18 protein-coding genes are annotated in these 22,154 nt (G+C 71.7%); 12 read left to right on the top strand and 6 right to left on the bottom strand.

Going from position 1 to position 22,154, the window contains the following annotated elements; translation table 11 throughout:
* Positions 1–8: 8 nt before the first annotated feature.
* Both ASE20_RS02705 and ASE20_RS02700 read right to left on the bottom strand, forming a co-directional pair.
* The gene (locus tag ASE20_RS02705) at positions 9–1,322 is read right to left on the bottom strand and encodes a cryptochrome/photolyase family protein (RefSeq protein WP_056892961.1); all 1,314 of its coding nucleotides are present in this window, start codon (positions 1,320–1,322) and stop codon (positions 9–11) included.
* A 45-nt stretch (positions 1,323–1,367) separates the two neighbouring features.
* Complete coding sequence (locus ASE20_RS02700; RefSeq protein ID WP_056892960.1) at positions 1,368–1,763, bottom strand: hypothetical protein; 396 nt, start codon at positions 1,761–1,763, stop codon at positions 1,368–1,370.
* A 149-nt stretch (positions 1,764–1,912) separates the two neighbouring features.
* Here ASE20_RS02700 and ASE20_RS02695 point away from each other — a divergent pair, with 149 nt between their 5' ends.
* The 12 genes from ASE20_RS02695 to ASE20_RS02640 all read left to right on the top strand — a co-directional run bounded on the left by ASE20_RS02695 (position 1,913) and on the right by ASE20_RS02640 (position 15,666).
* Complete coding sequence (locus tag ASE20_RS02695; RefSeq protein ID WP_200952683.1) at positions 1,913–2,728, top strand: MlaE family ABC transporter permease; 816 nt, start codon at positions 1,913–1,915, stop codon at positions 2,726–2,728.
* Between the two features lie 10 nt (positions 2,729–2,738).
* Positions 2,739–3,602, top strand: a complete 864-nt coding sequence (locus tag ASE20_RS02690) for an ABC transporter permease (RefSeq protein ID WP_056892958.1) — start codon at positions 2,739–2,741, stop codon at positions 3,600–3,602.
* A 62-nt stretch (positions 3,603–3,664) separates the two neighbouring features.
* Positions 3,665–4,471, top strand: coding sequence for an ABC transporter ATP-binding protein (locus tag ASE20_RS02685; protein WP_056892957.1), 807 nt, complete (start codon positions 3,665–3,667; stop codon positions 4,469–4,471).
* On the top strand, positions 4,471–5,706 hold the full coding sequence (locus ASE20_RS02680) for an MlaD family protein (protein ID WP_056892956.1): 1,236 nt from the start codon (positions 4,471–4,473) through the stop codon (positions 5,704–5,706). The genes ASE20_RS02685 and ASE20_RS02680 overlap by 1 nt, the downstream gene beginning before the upstream one ends.
* Positions 5,703–7,058: an MlaD family protein gene (locus ASE20_RS02675; RefSeq protein WP_056892955.1), complete on the top strand. Its 1,356-nt coding sequence runs from the start codon at positions 5,703–5,705 to the stop codon at positions 7,056–7,058. Before ASE20_RS02680 ends, ASE20_RS02675 begins: the two co-directional genes overlap by 4 nt.
* A gap of 1 nt (position 7,059) precedes the next feature.
* Positions 7,060–8,295 carry an MlaD family protein gene (locus tag ASE20_RS02670; RefSeq protein ID WP_056892954.1) on the top strand — a complete coding sequence of 412 codons (1,236 nt, stop codon included), beginning with the start codon at positions 7,060–7,062 and terminating at the stop codon, positions 8,293–8,295.
* A 5-nt stretch (positions 8,296–8,300) separates the two neighbouring features.
* Positions 8,301–9,626, top strand: coding sequence for an MlaD family protein (locus ASE20_RS02665; RefSeq protein ID WP_157538382.1), 1,326 nt, complete (start codon positions 8,301–8,303; stop codon positions 9,624–9,626).
* Positions 9,626–10,843, top strand: coding sequence for an MlaD family protein (locus ASE20_RS02660; RefSeq protein WP_056892952.1), 1,218 nt, complete (start codon positions 9,626–9,628; stop codon positions 10,841–10,843). The genes ASE20_RS02665 and ASE20_RS02660 overlap by 1 nt, the downstream gene beginning before the upstream one ends.
* On the top strand, positions 10,843–12,135 hold the full coding sequence (locus ASE20_RS02655; RefSeq protein WP_056892951.1) for an MlaD family protein: 1,293 nt from the start codon (positions 10,843–10,845) through the stop codon (positions 12,133–12,135). Before ASE20_RS02660 ends, ASE20_RS02655 begins: the two co-directional genes overlap by 1 nt.
* A gap of 50 nt (positions 12,136–12,185) precedes the next feature.
* Positions 12,186–14,453 carry an MMPL family transporter gene (locus ASE20_RS02650; protein ID WP_056892950.1) on the top strand — a complete coding sequence of 756 codons (2,268 nt, stop codon included), beginning with the start codon at positions 12,186–12,188 and terminating at the stop codon, positions 14,451–14,453.
* A complete protein-coding gene (locus ASE20_RS02645; RefSeq protein WP_056892949.1) occupies positions 14,453–15,448 on the top strand; it encodes a peptidyl-prolyl cis-trans isomerase in 996 nt (331 codons plus the stop codon). Before ASE20_RS02650 ends, ASE20_RS02645 begins: the two co-directional genes overlap by 1 nt.
* Complete coding sequence (locus ASE20_RS02640) at positions 15,445–15,666, top strand: hypothetical protein (protein ID WP_056892948.1); 222 nt, start codon at positions 15,445–15,447, stop codon at positions 15,664–15,666. The genes ASE20_RS02645 and ASE20_RS02640 overlap by 4 nt, the downstream gene beginning before the upstream one ends.
* 214 nt (positions 15,667–15,880) lie before the next feature.
* Here ASE20_RS02640 and ASE20_RS02635 read toward each other — a convergent pair whose 3' ends face one another.
* From ASE20_RS02635 to ASE20_RS02620, 4 genes are all read right to left on the bottom strand, one after another.
* The gene (locus tag ASE20_RS02635; RefSeq protein ID WP_056892947.1) at positions 15,881–17,293 is read right to left on the bottom strand and encodes a phytoene desaturase family protein; all 1,413 of its coding nucleotides are present in this window, start codon (positions 17,291–17,293) and stop codon (positions 15,881–15,883) included.
* 94 nt (positions 17,294–17,387) lie between these two features.
* Positions 17,388–18,659, bottom strand: a complete 1,272-nt coding sequence (locus tag ASE20_RS02630; protein ID WP_162260982.1) for a PucR family transcriptional regulator — start codon at positions 18,657–18,659, stop codon at positions 17,388–17,390.
* A gap of 126 nt (positions 18,660–18,785) precedes the next feature.
* A complete protein-coding gene (locus ASE20_RS02625) occupies positions 18,786–20,270 on the bottom strand; it encodes a class I adenylate-forming enzyme family protein (RefSeq protein WP_056892945.1) in 1,485 nt (494 codons plus the stop codon).
* On the bottom strand, positions 20,267–22,048 hold the full coding sequence (locus tag ASE20_RS02620) for a DUF3556 domain-containing protein (protein WP_056892944.1): 1,782 nt from the start codon (positions 22,046–22,048) through the stop codon (positions 20,267–20,269). The genes ASE20_RS02625 and ASE20_RS02620 overlap by 4 nt, the downstream gene beginning before the upstream one ends.
* Positions 22,049–22,154 lie beyond the last annotated feature (106 nt).

Here is a 22,154-nt window from a genome sequence, read left to right as displayed (position 1 = left end):
TGGATGGGTCATCGGGCGTGCCTCAGCAGCTGGTAGGCCTCGAGCGTCGCCGCGCGCTGCTCGGCGTGGTCGACGATCGGCTCGGGGTAGTCCCCGCGCGCGGGATCGGCCAGCTCGGGGATCCAGCGGCGCGCGTACTCGCCCGCGGGGTCGAACTTCTTCCCCTGGGACGTCGGGTTGAAGATCCGGAAGTACGGCGAGGCGTCGGTGCCGCAACCGGCCACCCACTGCCAGTTGTGCTGGTTGCTGGCGAGGTCGCCGTCGACGAGGTGCTCCATGAAGTGCCGCGCGCCGTGCTGCCACTCGACGTGCAGGTCCTTGACCAGGAAGGACGCCACGATCATCCGTACCCGGTTGTGCATCCAGCCCTCGGCGAGCAGCTGGCGCATGCCGGCGTCGACGATCGGGTAGCCGGTCCGGCCCGCCGCCCACGCCTCCAGCCGCTTCGTCAGCTCGCGTCCGGTGACGTAGGGAAGGCCCTTCAGCTCGGGCTTGAAGTACTCGCGCGCCGACTCCGGCCAGTGGTGCAGCACGTGGGCGTAGAACTCGCGCCAGGCCAGCTCCTTGCGGTAGGTCTGCGCGTGCGGGTCGCGCGCGTCGATGCCGGCCAGGATCGTGCGCGGGTGGATCGCCCCCCAGCGCAGGTAGGTCGAGAGCCGTGACGTCTCGTCGACGTCCGGCCGGTCGCGCACGTCCTCGTAGGGCGTCCCGCGGAACTCCTCCCAGCGGGCCAGCGCAGCCGCCTCGCCCGCCTCGGGCAGCGCGACGTCGCCGAGGTCCGGTTCGTCGGGGAGGTCGTCGCCGTCGGCGCCGATCCAGTCGACGGAGCCGGGATCGGACGGCGCCGGCGCGCGCCAGCCGTGGTCGAGCCACGCCTTGTGGAAGGGGGTGAAGACCTTGTAGGGACTGCCGCTGCCGGTCGCGAGCCGGCCCGGCGCGACGGCGTACGGCGACCCGGTCCGCACGAGCGGGACCTCGCCGAGTGCCTCCTCCACGCGCGCGTCGCGGGCGGCGCCGTAGGGCGCGAAGTCGGCGCTCACGTGGACCGCGCTCGCGCCGGTCTCCTCGACCAGCGCCGGCAGCACCTCCTCCGGGCGGCCGCGGCGGACGACCAGGCCCGGACCGTGCCGGCGCAGGTCGCGGTCGAGCGCCCGCAGCGAGCGCAGCAGGAAGGCGAGGCGGGGGCGACCCGAGGGCGCGAGCAGGGCGTCGTCGAGCACGAAGACCGGCAGCACCGGCCCGTCGTGCGCAGCTGCGAGCAGCGCGGGGTGGTCACCGAGGCGCAGGTCCCGGCGGAACCACAGGATGGTCGGGGACGTCACGGCCCCATCGTGGCAGAGGGCCGGTCACGGACCAGGACGTGGCGCTCAGGCGGTGGCGGGCAGGCCCCGGCGCGCGGCGAGGGTGCCCGTGAGCGCACCGACGATCACGGCGGCCAGCACGGTCTGCGCGATCTGGCCGAGGTCGCGGCCCTGCTCGAACGGCAGCAGCAGCGGCAGCACCAGCGCGTAGGCCAGCAGCGCGGCGAAGATCCCGTGCAGTGCGGGGATCCCCGCCCGCGTGCTACGGCGAGCGGCCACCGCGAAGGCGACCACCGCGACGACCGCCAGCCACGCGCCCGCGGCCCACACGGAGACCAGGGTGAGCATCGGCGCGAGGAAGCCGCCGATCAGCAGGATGCTGAAGCCGGTCGAGGCTCCACGCACCGCGTTCGGTACGTCGATGCGCCCGACGGGAAGGGTCTGCTGGACGGCCTGGGGCATGCCCCCGACGCTACGTCCGGTCCCCGCGAGGGGCTTTGCCAGCGAGCCACAAAGGCTCCTGAGCATTTTGTAACCGACGACTATGTCGTCGATCACATCGCCTTGAAAGGTTGTCGGGGACTTCAACCGAGGCAGGCGGTGAACCATTCATGGGGAATGCGACACGCAGGGCTGCACCGAGATCGGGCAGCCTCGCAGCCGGCGTCAACGAGCTGGGCGAGATGGCCCAGCTCGGCGGCACCGTGGTGTGGATGGCCGTGCGCGGGCCCTGGGACTACTGGCGCGACACCGTCGACCAGATGTTCCAGATCCTCAAGCAGTGCTGGATCCCGATGGCGGTGTCGTGCACCTTCTTCGGACTCGGCGCGCCGGGCCTGCAGGGCGGCAACATCTACGCCCTGTTCGGCATGCCGGAGCGGCTGGGCTCCTTCTTCATCATGGCGAGCATCCGTGAGTTCGCCCCCTGGGTGAACGCGATGGTCGTGGCCGGCGTCGTCGGCTCCGCGATCACCGCGGACCTCGGCGCCCGTCGGATCCGCGAGGAGATCGACGCGATGGAGGTGCTCGGCGTCGACCCGGTCCGGGCGCTGGTGCTGCCGCGGATCGTGGCGGTCACGATCATCACCGGGCTGATGGACATCATCGCGCTCTGCTTCGGCCTGCTCGGCGGCTTCATCGCCGCCGTACCGATCCTCGGGGCGAACCCGTGGGCGTTCTACAACAGCCTGTTCGCCAACCTGACCACCCCGGACATCTGGGGCAGCGTCGTGAAGACCACCCTGTTCGGCCTGATCATCGGCGTCGTGTGCTGCTACAAGGGCATGTACGCCAAGGGCGGCGCCATCGGCGTCGGCCGGGCCGTGAACCAGGCGGTCGTCATCGCCTTCGCCCTGATCTGGGTCGTCAATGTCGTCTTCACCAACATCCTGCTCGGGCTCAACCCCGAGATCCAGGTCTTCAAGTAGGGGCCCGGCGATGACGACGACTCCCGATGCTCCCCGTCGTGAACGGATCCCGGCCCCCGAGCCGAAGGACAGCGAGATCTCGCTGGGCGCCGCCGCTGCCGGCGTCCGCGCAGCCCTGACCACGGGCGGGGAGATCCTCCGGTTCTCGTGGCAGGTGACCCGCAGCCTCCCGGACGTGCGGGCGCACTGGACCGAGGTGGTCCGCCAGGCCGCGATCCTGGTGCTCTCGAGCGCGCTGATCATCTGGGCGATGCAGTTCGTCATGGGGACGATGTGCGGCACCGAGGCGATCTACACGCTCAAGCAGGTCGGCGCGCCGATCTACTCCGGCATCTTCAACGCCTGGTGCGCGGTCCGTGAGCTGGTGCCCTACATGTGGGGCTACATCCTGGCCGCCAAGATCGGCTGTGGCCTGGTCGCCGAGATCGGCTCGATGCGGATCGCCGAGGAGGTCGACGCGCTCGAGGTGATGGGTGTCGACTCCCGCAGCTACCTCGTCGGCACCCGCGTGGTCGCCGCCTGGCTGTCGATGCCGTTCCTGTACGCCGTGAGCCTCGGCATGATGTCGCTCGGCGAGATCCTCGTGACCGTCTACTACGTCGGCGGCGTCTCGCCGGGCGGGCACATGTACATCTTCTGGCTCTACCAGAACCCGCTCGACTTCATGTACTCGATGATCAAGGGCATGACGATGGGGACAGCCATCGTGTTCGTGGCCTGTTACTACGGCTACACCGTGCGTGGTGGTTCCGTGGAAGTCGGGAAGAACACCGCGAGATCCATGGTCCTCAACATGGTGCTCATCCACATGATCGGCGCCCTCGGGACCCAGCTGTTCTGGGGCCTGTCGCCGAACGCACCCATCGGGAACTAGCTGCGCTCGCCGCGCTCCCGCACGCCCGTCCCTCCCGCCAGCTCCCTGCAGAGGAACCCGTCATGACCACGTTCGCTCCCACGCACGCCGCCCCCGTCCCGGCGCCGGCCGGCACCACCCACTCGATGGAGGTGCGCGACGTCCACAAGAGCTTCGGCCCGTACGACATCTTGACCGGGATGAACCTCAACTTCGTCGACGACGCGATCACCACGATCCTGGGGCCGTCGGGTACGGGGAAGAGCGTCCTGATCAAGCACCTCGTGGGCCTGCTCGAGCCGGACCAGGGCGAGGTGCTGATCTTCGGCCAGGACATCTGGAAGATCAGCAAGCAGGAGCGCTACGAGCTGCGCAAGCGCTTCGGCGTCCTCTTCCAGGACGGCGCGCTGTTCGGGTCGATGAACATCTTCGACAACGTCTGCTTCCCGCTGCGCAAGCACACCGACATGGCGGAGAAGGACATCCGCGACCTGGTCATGGACCGGCTCCAGGAGGTCGGCCTCGAGGGGGCGGCGGCGAAGCTGCCGAGCGAGGTCTCGGGCGGCATGCGCAAGCGTGCCGGCTTCGCCCGGGCGCTGATCCTCGACCCCGACATCGTCATGTTCGACGAGCCGGACTCCGGCCTCGACCCGGTCCGCACCAGCCTGCTGAACGACGTGATCCTCGAGATGCACGAGCGGCACAAGGGCACCTACATGGTGGTCACCCACGACATGGCGACGGCGCGGAAGGTGAGCGACTACATCGGCGTCGTGTGGAAGGGCAAGTGCATCCACTACAGCGAGGCCGAGGCCGCCTTCAACGCTGACAACGACTTCGTCCGGCAGTTCCTGGCCGGCTCGTCCGCCGGCCCGCTGGGGATGGACTGATGGCGGCGGGCGGGATCGCGGTCGGCGTCCTCGGGCTGGCCCTCGTGGGCGGCTCGGTGGTCGCCCTCGACCAGACCGACGGCTACCACGTCAGCGCCGTGCTGCCGAACGCCGGCAACGTCTTCGTCGGCAGCTCGGTCATGTACGACGGCTACGAGGCCGGCAGCGTGACGGACATCGACGTGCAGGACGGCAAGGCGCTCGTCCGGCTCTCGCTGGACGACGAGTTCGGCCCGCTCCACGACGGCGCGACGGTCGAGGTGGTCTGGAAGGCCGCGCTGGGGGAGCGGCTCGTGCGGGTGGTCGACGGGCCCGACGAGAACGCCGAGCTGCCGGAGGGCGCGATGCTGGCCGGCGTCCAGCGGGAGCCGGTCGAGCTCGACGCCGTGCTGTCCGCGCTCGACGCCCCGACGCGCCAGCGGCTCTCGTCGCTCGTGAGCCGGCTGCAGCAGACCCTGGCCGGCAAGGAGGACCAGGCCAACGCGAGCCTGCAGGCCGCCGGCCCGGCGCTCGCGGAGCTCGGCTCGGTGCTGCGGGAGGTCGGCACCGACGGCGAGGCGATCAAGCAGATCGTGACGCAGTTCGATGAGACGATGCGGATCCTCGCCTCGCGCGGGGACAGCCTCGAGCAGGTCGTCTCCTCGCTCGCCTCGGCCACCGACACGATCGCCGCGCAGGAGCGCAACGTCGGCAGCACGCTGCAGAAGCTGCCGCCGGTGCTGGAGAAGGCGAACACCACGCTGGCCCGGGTGCCCGGCACGGTCGACAAGACCCTGCCGCTGCTGGAGGACCTCGCCCCGGCGACCGACAGCCTCCAGTCGGTCTCGCGCAACCTCGAGCCGCTGCTGCAGGACCTGCGCCCGACCGTGGGCGACCTGCGGCCCACGCTCGACCGGCTCTCGCAGCTGCTGGGCATCACGCCGGGCCTGCTCGACGGCAGCACGGCGACCGCACCCGACGCGGACGACGCGTTGACCGGTCTCACGCCGGCGCTGGACTTCCTCCGCCCGTACACCCCGGAGATCACCGGCTGGGCCACCAACTGGGGCTCGGCGGCGGGCAACCGCGACAACCAGGGTCACTACACCCGGTTCCTCATCCAGGCCGGGCTCGAGAGCGTGATCCCCAGCCCGACCGGCAAGCCGGCGCCCGGCATCACGCAGAACCTGACCCCGGACCCCGGGGCCCCGGTCGGCCAGCCGTGGACCGACGCCTACGGAAGCGAGATGCGATGAACGCCTTCACCGACGTCGGCCGGGCCGGCCTGGTCGTGGTGCTGATCGCGGCCGGGGTCACCGGTGTCGCCTGGCAGATGGGCGGCGACGACGACTCCGAGCTGGTCCGCGCGCACTTCGCCTCGGCCGCCCCGCTCGTCGAGGGCAACCAGGTCAAGATCGACGGCGTCGTCGTCGGCTCGGTCAAGAGCCTCGAGGTCGACCACGGCCTCGCCGAGGTCAGCCTCGAGCTCGACGAGGAGGCCCGTCCGCTGCACCAGGACGCCCGCCTCACGATCCGTCCGGTCAGCCTCCTCGGGGAGCGGTACGTCGACCTCGACCGCGGCAGCCCCGATGCTCCGCTGCTGGACGAGGGCACGGTCATCCCCGTCGAGCAGACCGCCACCTCGGTGGGCCTCGACGAGGTGCTGAACACCGTCGACGAGCCGACCGGCGACGGTCTCCGCGCCTTGGTGTCGACGCTGGGCCAGGGCATGCAGGGCAACGGCAAGAACATCGACGAGGCGCTCGAGGTGCTCTCGCCGAGCCTCAAGGACGCGCAGGCGATGGCCGCGGTGCTCGACGAGCACAACGAGCTGCTGGCGCGACTGATCGACAGCTTCGAACCGGTGGCGAGCGCGCTCGCGACCCGTGACGGCAAGGCCATGGACCAGCTGGTCGACTCCTCGGACAAGGTGCTGACCGCCGTCCGTGAACGGCAGGTCAAGCTCGAGCAGACGCTGCAGAAGCTGCCCGGCACCCTCACGGTGCTACGCACCACGCTGGCCAACCTCCGCAACGCCGCGGACGACACCGCGCCGACGCTGGAGGAGCTGCGGCCGCTGACCGACAAGCTGCCCGAGCTGTCGGAGGAGCTGCGGGCGTTCTCCGACGTCCTCGACCCGGCCCTGGCGAGCTCGGAGCCGGTGCTGCGCAAGGCCGATGCGCTGCTGCGCGCCGCGGCGCCCGTGGCGCGCGACGTACGCAGGGCCGGCGGCGGCCTCGCGACCAGCACGACCGGTGTGCAGCGACTGACCGGCGCGCTGACCCGCAACCGCGACAACCTGTTCAACTACATCCGGTTCTGGGCGCTGACCACCAACGGGCACGACGGCCTGTCGCACTACTTCCGCGCGCACTACGTCGTCGACCCGGACACCGTGCTCGGCCTGTTGCCGGTGACGAAGAAGCCCCAGGCGTCGGCGCCGCGGGGGAGCACGCCCGCTAAACCCGGGAAGGACACGACCCCGGGCCTGCTGGAGGGTCTGGGCGACGTCCTCGGCGGCCTGCTGCAACCCAAGGGCGACAGCGCGACCGGACTGAGCAAGCAGCAGGAGCTCAACCTGCTCGGCCTGCTGCTGGGAGGCAAGTGAGATGAGGGACAACGCACTGCTGGGCTGGCTGCGCAGCCCCTTCGGCATCGGTACGGCGGTCCTGGTCCTGTTCGGGGGAGCAGTGATCTTCGGCCTCAACGCCACCCACGGCATGCCGCTCGCAGAGCGGCGCGAGGTCCGGATCGCCTTCGACGACCTCAGTGGCCTCAACACCGGGGACGACGTGCGGATCGGCGGCAGCCGGGTCGGGTACGTCGACGACCTGGTCCTCGAGGACGGCGTCGCCGTCGCCGTGATCCAGCTCGACGACCCGGACACCAAGCTGTACGAGAACGCCGTGGCTGCGCGGATCTCGGACCGCTCCGGCCTCGGCCAGAAGTTCGTGACCCTCGACCCGGGGGACCCGTCGACCGGCGCGCTCCGCTCGGACGCGGTCATCCCCGCGTCGCAGACGGTGAAGACCGAGGACATCAACGAGCTGCTCGACACCTTCGACCCGAGGACCCGCAAGGAAGCGGCCACCACGCTGCAGAACCTCGGCGGCGGGATGATCGGCCACGAGGACGACCTGCACTCCTTCGCCCGCAAGGCGCCCGAGGTGCTGACCTCGACCGGCGAGGTGTCGAAGGCACTCGCGGCCGACGGCGGCGTACCGCTCGGCGACCTGCTCACCTCGGCCGAGCGGCTGAGCGGGCGGATGGCCAGCCGTGACGACGAGCTCGCCGCGCTGGTCGACGAGATGGCGGTGACGGTCGACTCCTTCGCCGCCGACGACGGCAACCAGGTCCGGGCCTCGCTCGACCAGGCGCCCGACACCCTGGACGCGGCGCACTCGGCCCTCACGAAGCTGGACACCCCGCTCGAGGACCTCGCGGTCGCGATGCGGCAGGTGCGTCCGGGTGCCACCGCGCTGGGCCGGTCGACGCCGGACCTGCGGGCCTTCCTGCGCGAGTCGGTGACGCCGCTCGGCAAGGTGCCCGGGGTCAACGAGGACGCCGAGCCGGGCGTCGTCGCCCTCGACCGGCTCGTCACCGATGCCCGTCCGCTGGCCGCCCAGCTGATCAGGACCGGCGCCAACGGCGCACCGGTGGCCAGCGTCGTGGGGGACTACGCCGAGGACATCGCCTACTTCCACACGAACGCCTCGGGCGCCCTCGCCAGCGGTGACCAGGCCGGTCACTGGCTGCGGATCCTGCTGCTGCCCGGAGCGGAGTCGCTGGGCCTCGCAGGGACGGCGACCCGCGACCCGTACCCCGCTCCCGGAGAGACCTGGTGACGGCGATGAGGACACGACCGAACCGCCGAGCGACGAAGGGGGCCGCCGCCGTGGGCGAGCACCACCGGTTCTCGGCCCTGCAGCTCGGCAGGATCTTCGTGGTCCTGGCCGCGGTGGCCGGAGCCCTGCTGTTCCAGAAGGCCCAGCTGACCGCGATGCTTCGGCCGGGCGACACCGTCAGCATCCAGTTCAGTGAGGCGCACCGCCTGCGCACCTCGGTCTCCGACGTGAAGATGGCCGGCGTCGACATCGGCGTGGTCCGCTCCGTCGAGGACGAGAAGGGCGTGACCACCGTCGAGGTGAAGGTCGACGAGGGCGTCCGCGAGGCGATGGGTACGGCGCCCTCGGCGCGGGTCCGGCCGACCACGCTGCTCGGCGGCAACTACTACGTCGAGATCATCCCCGGCGGCCGCAGCGGCACCTTCGCCGGGACGATCCCGGTCGAGCGCACCGAGCTGCCCGTCGAGCTGGACGGCGTGGCGAGCGCCTTCCCGGCCGACGCCCGCAAGGGCGTCCGCACCGGGACGAAGGCCCTCGACGAGACCCTGGCGAAGGACGGCACCCGCGCGCTGCGCGAGCTGCTCGACTCCGCGCCGAGCACGCTGCGCTCCACCGACGACGTGCTGCGGGCGCTGCAGGGCACCCGTCCCGACCGCGACCTCGCGACCCTGGTCGAGGGCGGCGAGAACGCCTCGACCGTGCTCTCCTCGGAGAACGCCCACCTGGGCGAGACGATCGACAGCCTCGCCACCACGGCGAAGGTGCTCGACGCCCGCCGGCACGACATCGCCGAGGCCTCCCGGACGCTGCCGTCCGGCCTCGACGAGACCTCGACGCTGCTCGACAGCCTCGACGGCGTGCTCACCTCGCTGGAGGACACGGCCGACCCGGCCCGGCCGTCGGTGCGCGAGCTGTCGCGGCTGCTCGACCACGCCGACCCGGTGCTGGCGCGGGCCCGGCCGGTCGTCAAGGACCTCCGCGGCGTGCTGCGCGACGCGCGGCCGCTGATCACCACCCTGATCCCGATCAGCCGCGACCTCGACGCCACCGTCGACAACGTCCGCGGCCCGGTGCTCGACCGGGTCAACGGGCCGGTCATCGACCAGCTGATGTCGCCGTGGCACGGCACCGGCGAGTACGCCGGCGGCGGCGCCGACCGGCCGCTCTACAAGGAGACCGGCTACATGTTCTCCAACCTCGCGCAGGCCAACATGATGGACGAGAACGGATCGATGATCTCCTTCCTCCCCGGCATCGGCCCGGGCTCCCTCGCGGGCCTGCCGATCAGCCTCGAACAGCTCTTCGGGGCCGTCGCGAACGGAGACCGGTGATGAAGCGCTCGTTGTCGAAGTTCTGGGAGCGGGCCCGCAGCGAGCCCGGCCTGGGACGCAACCTGGTCGCCTTCGCCGTGCTCGTCGTCCTCGGTACGGCGGTCGGCGGGTACTTCCTCGCCCACGAGCGGTTCAACCCGCCGTGGGAGGACCGGTACACGCTCTACGTCGACCTCCACGAGGCCGCCGGCGTGAGCCCGGGCAACGGCCAGGAGGTGCGCATCGCCGGCGTACCGGTGGGGGACATCCGCTCCGCCGAGATCACCGCTGACGGCAAGGCCCGCCTCGAGCTGCGCATCGACAACGGTCAGGAGGTGCACCAGGACGCGCAGGTGCTGCTCCGGCCGAAGAGCCCGCTCAACGACATGTACATCGAGATCAGCCCCGGTACGCCGGACGCCCCCGTCCTCGCCGACGGCGACACCGTGCCGGTCGACCGGACCGTCTCGCCGATCCAGGTCGACGACGTGCTGGCGCACCTGGACTCCAACACCCAGGCGGCGATGAGCTCGCTGTTCGCGGAGTCGGACGTGGCGCTGGTGAACGCGCCGAAGCGGCTGCCCGCCGGCCTCGACCGGACCAACGAGCTGCTGAAGGACCTGCAGCCGGTGATGGACAAGCTGGAGACGCGGCGCAAGAACCTCGCCCGCCTGGTCGATGCGCTCGCCGACGTCTCCGACGCCGCGGGCACCAACGACGTGCGCCTCGAGCGGATGGCGAGCTCGCTCAGCGTCACCCTCGGCACGCTGTCGGGGGAGCGCGGCAACCTCGACGCGACGCTCGCCCAGCTGCCCGAGCTGTCCCGCCAGCTGCGGGAGACCTCCGGCAGCGTGGTGGAGCTGGCCGGCCAGCTGGACCCGACCCTCGCCGACGTCCGCAAGGCCAGTGACGAGCTGCCGGGGGCCCTGAAGAGCTTCAACGGCAGCGTCGACGAGCTCGACGACTTCCTGCGCGAGGCCCAGCCGGTGCTGGACAGGGCCGGTCCGGTGGTGGGTGACCTCCGGGCGGCGGCGCCCGACCTGCGCACCGTCGCCGGAGACCTGCGGCCGATCAGCGCCGACGCCCGGCCGCTGACCCAGATGCTCGTCCCGCGGCTCGACGACCTCGCGGCGTTCGTCTACAACACGAACTCCGTCGTCAGCCTCCGCGACGCGAACCGCGGCATCCTGCGCGGGCTCTTCCAGCTCTCGCCCGAGACGATCGGAGGACTGGGCTGATGCGCATTCCCCACCAGGCGGTGCCCAAGCTCAAGGGCGTCACGCTCATCGTGTTCCTCGCGGTCTGCACGACGATCGTGAGCTTCCTGTGGCTGCAGGCCGGCGGCAAGATCCCGGTGCTGTCGCGGGCCGGCTACCAGGTCACGGTGCCGTACGACGACGTCGACAACCTGGTCTTCCAGTCCGACGTCCGCATCGCCGGCGTCGAGGTCGGCCAGGTCGAGGCGATCGACGTGAAGGGTGACAAGGCGATGGTCACCCTCGAGCTCGACGACGCCGCCGTACCGCTGCACGAGGGGGCGGTGATCACCGTCCGCAACAAGACCATGATCGAGGAGACCTACCTCGAGATCGTGGACGGCGACGGCTCGGCGTACGACGACGGGGCGACCCTGCCGGCGTCCGCCGCGCGGGGCAGCGTGCAGCTCAACGACGTGCTCACCAGCCTCGACGCGCCCACCCGCAAGGACCTCGCGAAGCTGGTCCGCTCGGGCGGCCAGGCGACGAAGGACACCCGCGAGGACGTCGGCGCCGTGCTCGCCGGGCTCGGCGACCTCGGCCAGAACGCCGGTGCGCTCGAGGCGCTGTCCGAGCAGTCGGACGACCTGCGCTCGCTGGTCCGCAGCTCCACCGCCGTGCTCGACGCGCTCGACACCCAGCAGGGCCGGATCGTCGACCTGACGAAGGACGCGCAGACGCTGACCGCCGTCACGGCCGGTCACGAGGACGACGTCACCGCGCTGATGCGGGCGCTGCCGCCGCTGCTCGTCACGACCGAGAAGGCCAGCGACAGCCTCGCCGACCTCAGCGCGCCGCTCGGCACCGTCTCGCGCAACCTGCGCGGTGCCGCGCCCGACCTGAGCGGCGCGCTGGTCGAGCTGCCGGCGACGACGCAGGACCTGCGCGGGCTGCTGCCCTCGCTCGACACGACGCTCGACCGGGCCCCGGCCTCGCTCACCCGCCTCGAGCCGATGCAGGGAGCCGTCAGCCCGCTGCTGCGGACGCTGCAGGTCAACCTCGCCGACCTCAACCCGATGCTGGCCTACCTCAAGCCGTACGGGCACGACCTGGTGTCGTACTGGACGAACTTCATCGGGTTCGTCGGCTCGTCCGACAGCAACGGGCCGATCGCGCGGGTCAAGCCGGTCCTCGGCATCAGTTCGCTGAACCTGCCGGTCGGTGCCAGCCCGACGACGTACTACAACCCGTACCCCGCACCGGGCGCGCACAACGACCCGGGCGAGTTCACGGGTGAGTACCCGCGCATCGAAGAGGACCCGATCCCGCGATGAGGTGGAGCCTGCCCACCCCGAGGACACCGCGGCCACGCCCCCTGCCTGGCGTGGCCGCGGCTCTCGGCCTGCTCGCGCTGCTGGCGCTGCTGGTGGGTGGGCTGCTGCGGGTCGAGGTGGAGACCGGCGTCGACGAGTTCGTGCCACGCGACGACGCCGCCGTCCGCGCGACGGCGGAGCTCGCCGGCCAGTTCGGGGGCGACCCGGTGGTCGTGCTGCTGGAGTCCGACGAGCCCGGGCAGCTGCTGCTCAAGGACAACCTGCCGGCGCTGCTGCAGCTCGAGGGCGCACTCGCCGCGCTGCCGCACGTGAAGGCCGTCTACGGGCCGGGCACGGTGCTCAACCAGATCGCCGGCCAGGCCCAGGACCTGCTCGCCGAGCTCGGCGGCTACCGCGACGGGCTGCGCAGTGCCGCGCAGGCGCGGGCTCGGAAGGCCGGCGGGTCGCCGCGGGAGGTCGCTGCAGCGGGATCGCGGGCGACCGCACAGTTCGACGAGCGCTACTCGGGGCTGCTGGCGAAGGGCATGCCCGGCGGGCTGCCGACCCTGCACAACCAGACCTTCGTCAACCGCGTGATCTTCAACGACGAGGGCGATCCCCGGCCGCAGTGGGACTTCCTCGTGCCGCGGCCCGACGCCGTCGCCCTGCTCGTGCGCCCGGACGCCTCGCTGCCGCAGAGCGACGTCGAGTCACTCGTGTCGTCGGTCGAGGCGGCCGTCGCCGACAGCGACGTGAGCGCGCGAAGGACCACCGTCACTGGCGTCCCGTCGGTCGTGGCGGCCCTGGGGGAGCAGGTGCGCCGCGAGGTGCCCCTGCTCGGTGGGCTGGCCGTCCTGGCCGTGGGCGCATGGTTCCTGCTGACCAGCTGGACCCGGCGCCGGCTGCGGTTGCTGCCGCTGGTCGCGACCCTGCTCGGCACCGGTACCACGCTGGCCGTCGCGGGCTGGTCCGGCCGGCCCCTCGCACTGACCGCGGTCGCCTTCCTGCCGGTGCTGCTGGGCATCGGCTCGGACTTCATGACCTACCTGCACCGGGGTGCTGGGCGTCGTACCGTGCTGGCGGCGGCGCTGGCCTCGGCCGCCGGCTTCGGGGCGCTCGCGGTCGCGCCGGTGCCGGCCGTCGCCGACCTCGGCACCAGCCTCGCCGTCGGCCTGGTGGTGACCGTGCTGGTCTCGCTCGCCGTCCACCGGTGGGGACCGCAGGAGGCCGAGACCCCTGTCGTGGAGGGGCCTTCGGCCCGGTCGGGCCCTGCGGCGGCCTCGATGCCGGTCGGACGGCGGCGGTTGCTGCTGCTCGTCCCGGTGGCAGCCGCCGCGGTCGGCTGGGTGCTCTTCCCGTCGCTGTCGATGCAGTCCGACTTCACCTCCCTGGCCGACGGGCTGCCGGAGTACGACGCCGCGCGCAGCGTCGAGCGCGTGGTCGGCGCCTCCGGCGAGGTCGCCCTCGTGGTGCGCGGCGACGACGTGCTCTCGGCCGACAGCTTCGGCTGGATGAGCCAGGCCCGCCGCGACGTGATCGCGCGGCACGGCGACGAGCTCAGCGCGGTGCTCTCGCCCGCCGACGTGCTGTCCTTCCTGGGCGCCGAGCCCGCGCCGTCGGAGGTCGACGCCGCGATGCGCCTGCTGCCGCCGTACCTCGCCTCGAGCGTGGTCAGCCCCGACCGCACCCTCGCGGTGATGACCTACGGCGTGGACCTGCGCGACGTGGACCGGCTGGAGGTGCTGCGCGACTACCTCGAGGAGGTGGCCGCGACGGCGCCCGAGGCGATCGACGTGGAGGTCGCCGGCCTGCCGATGGTCGCCGTCTCCGCGCAGGAGGCGATGGACCGGGAGCGGATGCTCGGCGCGGTGCTCGGCATCGTGGCCGCTGGCGTGGCCCTGCTGGTACTGCTGCGTGACGTGCGACTGGCGCTGGTGGCGATGCTGTCGGCGGCCGTGGCCTCCGGCCTGGTGGCGCTGGGCATGGCGCTCGTCGGTGCCTCGCTCACGCCGATGACCGCGGGGCTCGGCTCGCTGACCGCCGCGGTCGCCTGCGAGTTCACCGTGCTGCTGGCCCTGGCCCAACGCCGCGGCGATCGCCGCATCGCGCGGGCGGTCGACCTCGCCGCGGCGGCCTCGGCCACCGGGTACGCCGTGCTCGCGGTGTCCGACCTCGGCCTGATCCGCGGCTTCGGCCTGCTCCTGGCGGTGACCGTCGCGGTCGCGCTCGGTGCGTCGCGGCTGCTGGTGTGGGCGCTGCTGCCCGCGGGTTCCTCGAGGGGGCCGGAGGGTGTGGCGGGCGTCGTACCGGAGGAGACGAGAGTGCTGGAGAAGGTGTGATGAGGCAGAGGCTCGTGCTGGCGGTCGTCGCGGTGCTCGCGGTGGTGGGGGCGGGGCTGGCCGTGGCCCGCCCGTGGTCCGACGAGGTGCCCGACGGCACCGCCTTCCGGGTCGGCGACCGGGCCGTCACGGTCGACGAGCTGGACGCCCGCAACGACTCGCTGCGGGCGATGTACGGCATCCAGGAGCCGCTCGACGGCAAGGAGCTCGACGCCTTCCGCCGCCAGGCCGCCAAGTCGATGGCGATCAGCATCGTGCTGGACCGCGCTGTGGCGGAGGCCGGGATCGACGTACCGGACGCGGAGGTGGACGCCGCCGTCACCTCTTTCGTCGACAACCGCTTCGACGGCGACCGCGACCAGTTCCTCGACGCGCTCGGCAACGTGAACACCTCCGAGGACGCCGTGCGCACGGAGGTGCGCCGCCAGCTCGAGCTCCGCGAGCTGCTCGACGAGGTCGCCGGCGACGTGGTGATCAGCGACGCCGACGTACGCTCCGCCTTCGCCCAGCGCCGGGCCTCCCTGGCGACCCCCGAGCGCCGCGTCGTCAGCAACCTGGTGGTCAGCTCCGAGGCCGAGGCCCGGAAGGTACGGCGCCGGCTCGACGCCGGTGCGGACGTCGCCGTCCTGGCCCGGCAGGTGAGCATCGACGCGGCCACCCGCGACAAGGGCGGCCGGCTCGGCGCGGTCGCCCGCGCGGACCTCCTGCCGGCGGTCGCCGAAGCCGTCTTCGCCACCCCCGTGGGACGTGCCTACGGTCCGGTGGAGGGCAGCCAGGGCTGGAACGTCGGCGTCGTCACCGCCGTCCGTGCCCCCGTCGCCGCCACCCTCGCCGGCTCCGCCGCGACGCTCCGCACGGCGCTGACCTCGGAGAAGGAGCAGGCCGCGTGGAGCGACTGGCTCGCCGGCGAGCTGCGCGCGGCCGACGTGGCCTACGAGGCGTCGTACCGGCCCTCGGACCCCTACGACGTGAGTGCCTGGGAGGAGCAGCCATGAGCGGCGTGCTGGACGTGATCACCTGCCTGGCGGTGGCCTGCTTCCTGTTCCCCCTGGGGGTCTGGGGCCGCGCCCACGCCGACGGCCTCGTCGTCGACGCGCTCCCGAGCGAGGAGCGCGAGCACCGGATCTCCGTGCTCCGCCGCGGCGCCCTGACCTGCCAGGTCGTGGCCGGCGTGATGCTCGGTGCCGCCGTCCTCCTCATCACCACCCGCTGACCCCACCCCCACGAACCGTGCCTGGTGGCACCACGAACCGTGCCTGATGGCACCACGAACCGCGTGTTATGGCATCACGAGGTGGCGTCGCGGTCGTGCCCGGCAACCATTGCCCGCGGCNCATTGCCCACGGTTCGTGGAGCCATTGCCCACGGTTCGTGGAGCCATTGCCCACGGTTCGTGGTGCCACTGACCACGGTTCGTGGGGGACGGGTCAGGAGAGGCGGAGGTCCTTGATGGCCTGGTGGGCGGCGCGGTAGCCGACCATGCCGTGGGCTCCGGGGCCGGGAGGGGCGGCGGCGGAGCAGAGGTACACGCCGCGGACGCCGGTGCGGTACGGGTTGCGGCCGGGGCGGGGCCCGAGGAGCAGGGAGGCCGGGGTCTTGGAGCCGGTGAGGATGTCGCCGGAGACGTAGTTGGCGTTGCCGGCCGCGAACGCGGCGGGGCTGGTGACGAACTGGCCGACGATCCGCTCGCGGAAGCCGGGGGCGAAGCGCTCGATCTGGGCGATGAGGGCCTCGGTGGCGTCGCCGGTGTAGCCGGCGGGCACGTGGGCGTAGGCGTAGATCGGGTGCACGTCGCCGCGGGAGCGGGTGGGGTCGGCGAGGTACTGCTGGCCGAGCAGCACGAACGGGCGGTCCGGCAGGTGCCCGGAGGCAACCGAGCGCTCGTTGGCGATGATCTCCGCGGCGCCGCCGGAGAGGTGGACCGTACCGGCCCTGCCGACGGCCGGGTCGCGCCAGGGGATGCCGTCCTGCACGGCGAAGTCGACCTTGAAGGCCGCGGGGCCGTAGCGGTGGCGGCGGTAGGAGCGGCGGGTGCCGGCGGGGAGCTGGTCGTCGTAGAGCGCCAGCGCGGCCTGGGGGGACAGGTTCAGCAGGACCGCGTCGGTGCGGGGCAGCTGCGACAGCGAGGTGACCGGTACGCCGGTCTCGATCTTGCCGCCGAGGTCCACCAGCGCCGCGGCCATCGCCGTCGTGATGGCTTGGGTGCCGCCCACCGCGACGGGCCAGCCGTCGTGGTGGCCGGCGGTCAGGATGCCCATGCCGATGGCCGACGAGACGACCTCGGTGAGTGGGCGCATCGCGTGGGCCGTCGTACCGAGGAAAAGGGCGCGGGCCTGGTCGGTGCGGAAGACGCGGGCGAGGAGGGCGGCCGGGAGCACGGTGGGGGCTCCGAACCGGCCGAGCAGGAGGGGGTGGCGGGGGAGGTGGACGACGGGTCCGAGGATGTCGCCGGCGAGCTTGCCGTAGGCGCGCGACGGGGCGCCGAACAGCATCTTCCAGCGGCGTGCGTCCTTGCCGAGACCGGCCGCGGTCTCCTCGACCGAGTGGTGCAGGAGGGCGGCGGGGCCGTCGTCGAGCGGGTGGGCGGCGTCGATCTCGGGCCAGGCCCACGACAGGCCGTGGGCGTCGAGGCCGGCGAGTGCGGGGGACTGGAGCGCCATGGGGTGGATGGCCGCGCAGTGGTCGACCAGGATGCCCTCGCCGAACGGCTGGACGGTGCGGGTGCCGCCGCCGATCTCGTCGCGGGCCTCGAGGACGGTGACGTCCACCCCGGCCCGCGCGAGGGTCAGCGCCGCGGAGAGCCCGTTGGGCCCGCTGCCGATCACGATCGCGTCCGTCATGGCACGAAGGTAGGGCTACCGGCGGGTTCTTCGCATGTCCCGTCGCGCCCGAGTTCGGGGACCGGTTTTGGTTCCTGCCGACAAGTCGGACCGGTCAGGACACGGGGACCAGCACCGCGCGCCCAAGCCAGTCGCACGCCGTGAGCGCGAGCTCGATCGCCTGCCGGTCGGTGCTGATCGGGCGGCCGAGGGCCTTCTCGGCGGAGGCGATGCGGTACTTCACCGAGTTCTTGTGCATCAACATCGCCTCGGCGGTCGCGGTGTAGCTGCTCTCGTGCTGGAAGAACAACAGCAGCGTGTGCCGCAACCGCTCGTGGTGGTCGTCGTCGCGGGCCAGGTCGCCGAGGGTGTCGTGGACCCAGCTGCGGGTCGTGTCGAGGTCGTTGGCCAGCAGCGAGGCCACCTTGAGGCCCGGCTCGCCGAAGCTGGTGACGGGGTGGGTCGGCTCGTCGCGCACCATGGCGACCTGTTGGGCCTTCATCGCCTCCTCATGGGTACGACGGAAGCCGTCCAGCCCCGAGCGCGGCCGCCCCAGCGCGACCATCGGCACCGGCGGTCCGCCGACCTCGCCGAGCAGCGACTTGATCACGTCGAGGTCGGGCACGACGTCCTCACGGACGGCGAACCACGCCCAGGCGCTGGCCCGGTCGCGCGCGATCACCAGCGGGGTGCGGGTCGAGCCGAGGTGCTCCGCGATGGTGCCCGCGGCGCGGGTGAACCGCGACAGCTGGTCCTGCTGGGCACCCGTCTCGTGGACCCACAGCACGGCGCCGAGGTGCGGGACGCGCAGCCGGTAGCCGATCACCTGCTCGGCCGCGTCCACGTCGGCCGTGCGGCCCTCGAGCAGGTCCTCGACCCGGCCGGCCCGGGCGCTGGTCTGCTCCGCGAGCCACCGCTCGCGCTCGCTCTCGTAGACGGTGACGATCCGCTGGGAGATCCAGTCGATGTAGTCGAAGGTGACCGCGACGACCTTCTCGAAGCCCGCCGCCCGCGTGGCCGGGTCGACCTCGACCCGCTCGAACTCGACGAACATGTTCTCCAGCAGGTGCTGCTGGCCCAGCCGGTAGGCCCGGACCAGGGCGCTGACCGGCACGCCGCGCTGGGCGAGCCGGCGTGCGTACTCGTAGGCCGCCGACGGCGGCTCCACGTTGTCGACGTCGATGTCGTGGCGCAGCAGGTGGAAGATGTTCTCGACGTTGCCCTCGATGCTGGCGTACAGCAGCTCGAAGATGGCGCCGCCGTTCTCCAGCTCCTCGATGCGGGTCGAGAGCCGCTCGCGCATGCTGTTGCTGAGATCGCCGACGCGCGCGTGCAGGCTGGCCGCGACCCGTTCGACCAGGGCCGCGGTGGTCAGGGGTTCGGTCATCAGGTCCGGCATCCCTGCAGTGTCCCAGAATCGACGTGACGCACGTCACTGTCGTGCCGCCACGAAGCGTGACGGCGCATTTTGGTCGTCGGGGACAAAGTCCCGGGTGTCCCGGGGCGTGCTCGCTCAACCGGCACGGCGCTCCCGCAGGTGGGTCTTGACCAGCTTGCCCACGGAGTTCTTCGGCAGCTCGCCGAGGACGTGGATCTCCGTCGGCACCTTGTAGCGTGCGAGGGCCGCCGCGCAGTGCGCGATCAGCTCGTCCTCGCTCACCACCAGTCCCGGCTTGGTGGCGACGTACGCCACCGGCACCTCGCCCAGCACGTCGTGCGGGGCGCCCACGACGGCCGCCTCGAGGATCGAGGGGTGCCCGTAGAGGCAGTCCTCGATCTCCTTCGGGTAGATGTTCTCCCCGCCCCGGATGATCATGTCCTTGATCCGGTCCACGATCCGCAGGTAGCCGTCCTCGTCGATGATCCCGACGTCGCCGGTGAACAGCCAGCCGTGGCGCAGCACCTTGGCCGTCTCCTCGGGCTTGCCGAGGTAGCCGCGCATCACGTTGGCGCCGCGGATCACGACCTCGCCGCGGTGGCCGGGCGGCAGCTCCCAGCCGTCCGGCGTCAGGACGGCGACCTCCTGGCCGGGCAGCGCGACGCCGACCGTGCCGGGCTTGCGCGGCCCCGCGACCGGGTTGATGTTCGAGGCGACGCTGCACTCCGACAGCCCGTAGCCCTCGACCAGGGGTACGCCGAAGCGCTCCTCGAACCGCGTGATCAGCTCGGCCGGCATCGGAGCCGCGCCGCAGATCACGAACCGCAGCGACGAGGTGTCGACCTCCCGCTCCGTGCGGGCCTCGAGCATGGCGTAGATCGTCGGAACGGCCGAGAAGTACGTCGGGCGCGCGGCCTCGACGTGGTCCCAGAAGGTCTCAGGGGAGAAGCGCGGCGCCACGACCACGTCGCCGCCCGCGCGCAGCACGGAGAGGGTCCCCGCGATCAGCCCGTTGGCGTGGAAGAGCGGCAGCACGAGCAGGCTGCGGTCGGCCGGCGACAGCGAGAAGTGCGCGATGAGCGAGGCGCTCATCGCGTCCAGGTTGTCGTGGTCGAGCAGCACGCCCTTGGGGCGCCCGGTCGTCCCGCTGGTGTAGATCACCAGCGCGAAGTCCGAGCCGATGGCGACCGGCTCCTCGGTGAGGGACACCGGCGGGCCCCCGGGGCCGTGGACGAGGTCAGCGTCCACCCATGCGATCCCGAGGGACTCCGCCAGCGCCCGGGCCCGCTGGTCGCCGACGATCACCGCGGACGCCGAGTCCTCGAGCTGGTACGCCGCCTCCTCGTCCGTCAGCGCCGGGTTCACCGGGTTCAGGGCCGAGCCGCGGAACCACGCCGCGAACATCGTGGTGATGATCTCGGCGCAGTTCGGCAGCATCACGGCGACGGTGTCGCCGGGGTCCACGCCGAGCTCCTCGAAGCGCGCGGCGAGGCGTCGTACGGCGGCGGCGAAGGCCGCGTTGTCCAGGGACCGTTCGCCGTCGGTCAGGCACGGACCGACCGGATCCCGCTCCTCACGGAGGAACGGGATCCGGGCGACGCTGGTGAGCGTGGTCGTCACGCGTTGGCCTTCACGGCGGGGTGGTGGACCGCGTCGCGGAAGGTCACGTTGGTCGGGATCGGGCCGTTGGGCAGCCACGGCTGCTCGTTGACGCAGTCGGTGACCAGCCAGGTGCCGCGCTCGACGATGCCGAGGGCGGCGTCCATGACGAAGTACTCCTGCGTCGGCTTGTGGATCGGCTGCGACTCCACCCACACCACGACGAACTCGCCGGGCGCGAAGTTCACGCGCTTCTGGATCGCGTTGATCAGCTGGTCGTCGTGCAGGTGGCCGTCGCCGAAGTTCCAGCCGATGACCGAGTTGCAGCAGAACTCCGCCTCGCGCAGCGAGTAGTCCTCGTACTGGTCGCCCAGGTAGTTCTGCAGCACCGAGAACAGGCCGCGGCCCTGGCTGTGCATGGAGCGCCAGCTCAGCGTCATCTGCATGGTCATCTCGGCGACGTCCGGGTCGTAGCCCATGCCCTCGACGAGCTGGTCGATCTGGTTCTTCGCGGGCTTCTTGAGCTGGTTGAGCTTGGCCTCGGCGCCGGGCTTGAACGCCCAGGTGGCCGACGCCCAGTTGCCGGCGTACTGCCGCATCGACGGGAGGAACGAGACCAGGTCGGGCCGCAGGTTGCCGAGCACCGGGAAGAAGACCAGCGCCGCCACGAACACCGGCAGCATCCAGCCCTCGCTGAAGTCGGTGATGGCGTAGCCTTCGCCCGCGAAGTGGCCGGCGAACAGGAAGATCGTGATGTAGGAGAACACGATGTTCCACTCCAGCGGGACCGCCAGCGGGAACGTCTGCGTGATGAAGACGTGGAAGAGCACCATCGAGCCGACCGCGAGCAGCGTGATGGTCCAGTTCGTGCTGAACAGCAGGACCAGCGGTACGACGAGCTCGGCCGTCGTACCGAGGACGTGGGCCATGAACCAGGCCAGCCGCGACGGCTTGAGGTCGTCGGGGAGGGAGTTGTAGTGCGCCCGCTTGAGGAACTTCGGCGCGAACGGCGCGTTGGAGACCATCGGCGGGACGACGTTGAGGAAGTGGTGGTTCATCTTCGAGACGGCGGCGCCGGCCCAGACGATCACGATGATCAGCTTGGCGGCGACGATGAAGTCGGTGAACGTCAGCGTGCCGCCGGCGAGGGCCGAGATGATCAGGATCGGCAGGTACTGCTCGCCACGGGCGGCGAGGAAGAGGATCTTGTCGCGCAGGCCGCAGACCACCAGCAGCACCGCGGAGAGCGCCATCAGGCCGGGCTCCACCATGTCGACGCCGTAGCCGTCGAGGCGGGTGCCACCGGAGGCGGCCGCGAACAGGAAGCTGGCGAGCGTCGCGAGGTAGAGCAGGACGTCGACCGGGCTGCGGTTGTCACCCGCGGTGAACGGGACCTTGCCCGGCCACGGGGGGAGCCGGATGGTGTCCGGTCGCGCCCAGTAGGCGATCCCGCCGGTCATCGGCTTGAAGTGCGCCGCCAGCGGGCCCCACGTGCCACCGATGCCGAACAGCTCGAGGAAGAGCGTCCAGAGCACGACCTTCTGGTAGATGATCGGCTGGTCCCACCACTGGTCGACCTCGAAGGGGCCGCCGACGTCGGAGGTCAGCGTCGCGAGCGCGATGCCGCCGCCGATCGAGAGCACGATCAGCTTCACGATGTAGATCGTGTGGACCATCTTCGGCGTGCCGAACCCGAACTCCGACCAGAAGGTCGCCAGGGTCCGGATGCGCTCCTGGCGCGGCCGGGTGAGGAACTCCGCCGGGTCCACCGGCGGGGCGTCAGGGGTGAGGAATGGCATCGGTCTGGCTCCTTGTTCGGGGGTTGATCGCACACGACCCGCCCCGAAGGTAGGTCCGCCCGAGTGGTGCCGGTCACGGCCGTGGCGGACGAACTTCCGCCGCTCC

Origin of the sequence: Nocardioides sp. Root240, from assembly GCF_001428825.1 — a bacterium.
Classification (GTDB): Bacteria; Actinomycetota; Actinomycetes; order Propionibacteriales; family Nocardioidaceae; genus Nocardioides.
This window is presented reverse-complemented; position numbering and strand designations above follow the sequence as displayed.

Coding starts and splice junctions, on each gene's coding strand:
- ASE20_RS02700 (WP_056892960.1), bottom strand. CDS start 1,763: ATGCCCCAGGCCGTCCAGCAGACCCTTCCCGTCGGGCGCATCGACGTA.
- ASE20_RS02695 (WP_200952683.1), top strand. CDS start 1,913: ATGGGGAATGCGACACGCAGGGCTGCACCGAGATCGGGCAGCCTCGCA.
- ASE20_RS02690 (WP_056892958.1), top strand. CDS start 2,739: ATGACGACGACTCCCGATGCTCCCCGTCGTGAACGGATCCCGGCCCCC.
- ASE20_RS02685 (WP_056892957.1), top strand. CDS start 3,665: ATGACCACGTTCGCTCCCACGCACGCCGCCCCCGTCCCGGCGCCGGCC.
- ASE20_RS02680 (WP_056892956.1), top strand. CDS start 4,471: ATGGCGGCGGGCGGGATCGCGGTCGGCGTCCTCGGGCTGGCCCTCGTG.
- ASE20_RS02675 (WP_056892955.1), top strand. CDS start 5,703: ATGAACGCCTTCACCGACGTCGGCCGGGCCGGCCTGGTCGTGGTGCTG.
- ASE20_RS02670 (WP_056892954.1), top strand. CDS start 7,060: ATGAGGGACAACGCACTGCTGGGCTGGCTGCGCAGCCCCTTCGGCATC.
- ASE20_RS02665 (WP_157538382.1), top strand. CDS start 8,301: ATGAGGACACGACCGAACCGCCGAGCGACGAAGGGGGCCGCCGCCGTG.
- ASE20_RS02660 (WP_056892952.1), top strand. CDS start 9,626: ATGAAGCGCTCGTTGTCGAAGTTCTGGGAGCGGGCCCGCAGCGAGCCC.
- ASE20_RS02655 (WP_056892951.1), top strand. CDS start 10,843: ATGCGCATTCCCCACCAGGCGGTGCCCAAGCTCAAGGGCGTCACGCTC.
- ASE20_RS02645 (WP_056892949.1), top strand. CDS start 14,453: ATGAGGCAGAGGCTCGTGCTGGCGGTCGTCGCGGTGCTCGCGGTGGTG.
- ASE20_RS02640 (WP_056892948.1), top strand. CDS start 15,445: ATGAGCGGCGTGCTGGACGTGATCACCTGCCTGGCGGTGGCCTGCTTC.
- ASE20_RS02635 (WP_056892947.1), bottom strand. CDS start 17,293: ATGACGGACGCGATCGTGATCGGCAGCGGGCCCAACGGGCTCTCCGCG.
- ASE20_RS02630 (WP_162260982.1), bottom strand. CDS start 18,659: ATGACCGAACCCCTGACCACCGCGGCCCTGGTCGAACGGGTCGCGGCC.
- ASE20_RS02620 (WP_056892944.1), bottom strand. CDS start 22,048: ATGCCATTCCTCACCCCTGACGCCCCGCCGGTGGACCCGGCGGAGTTC.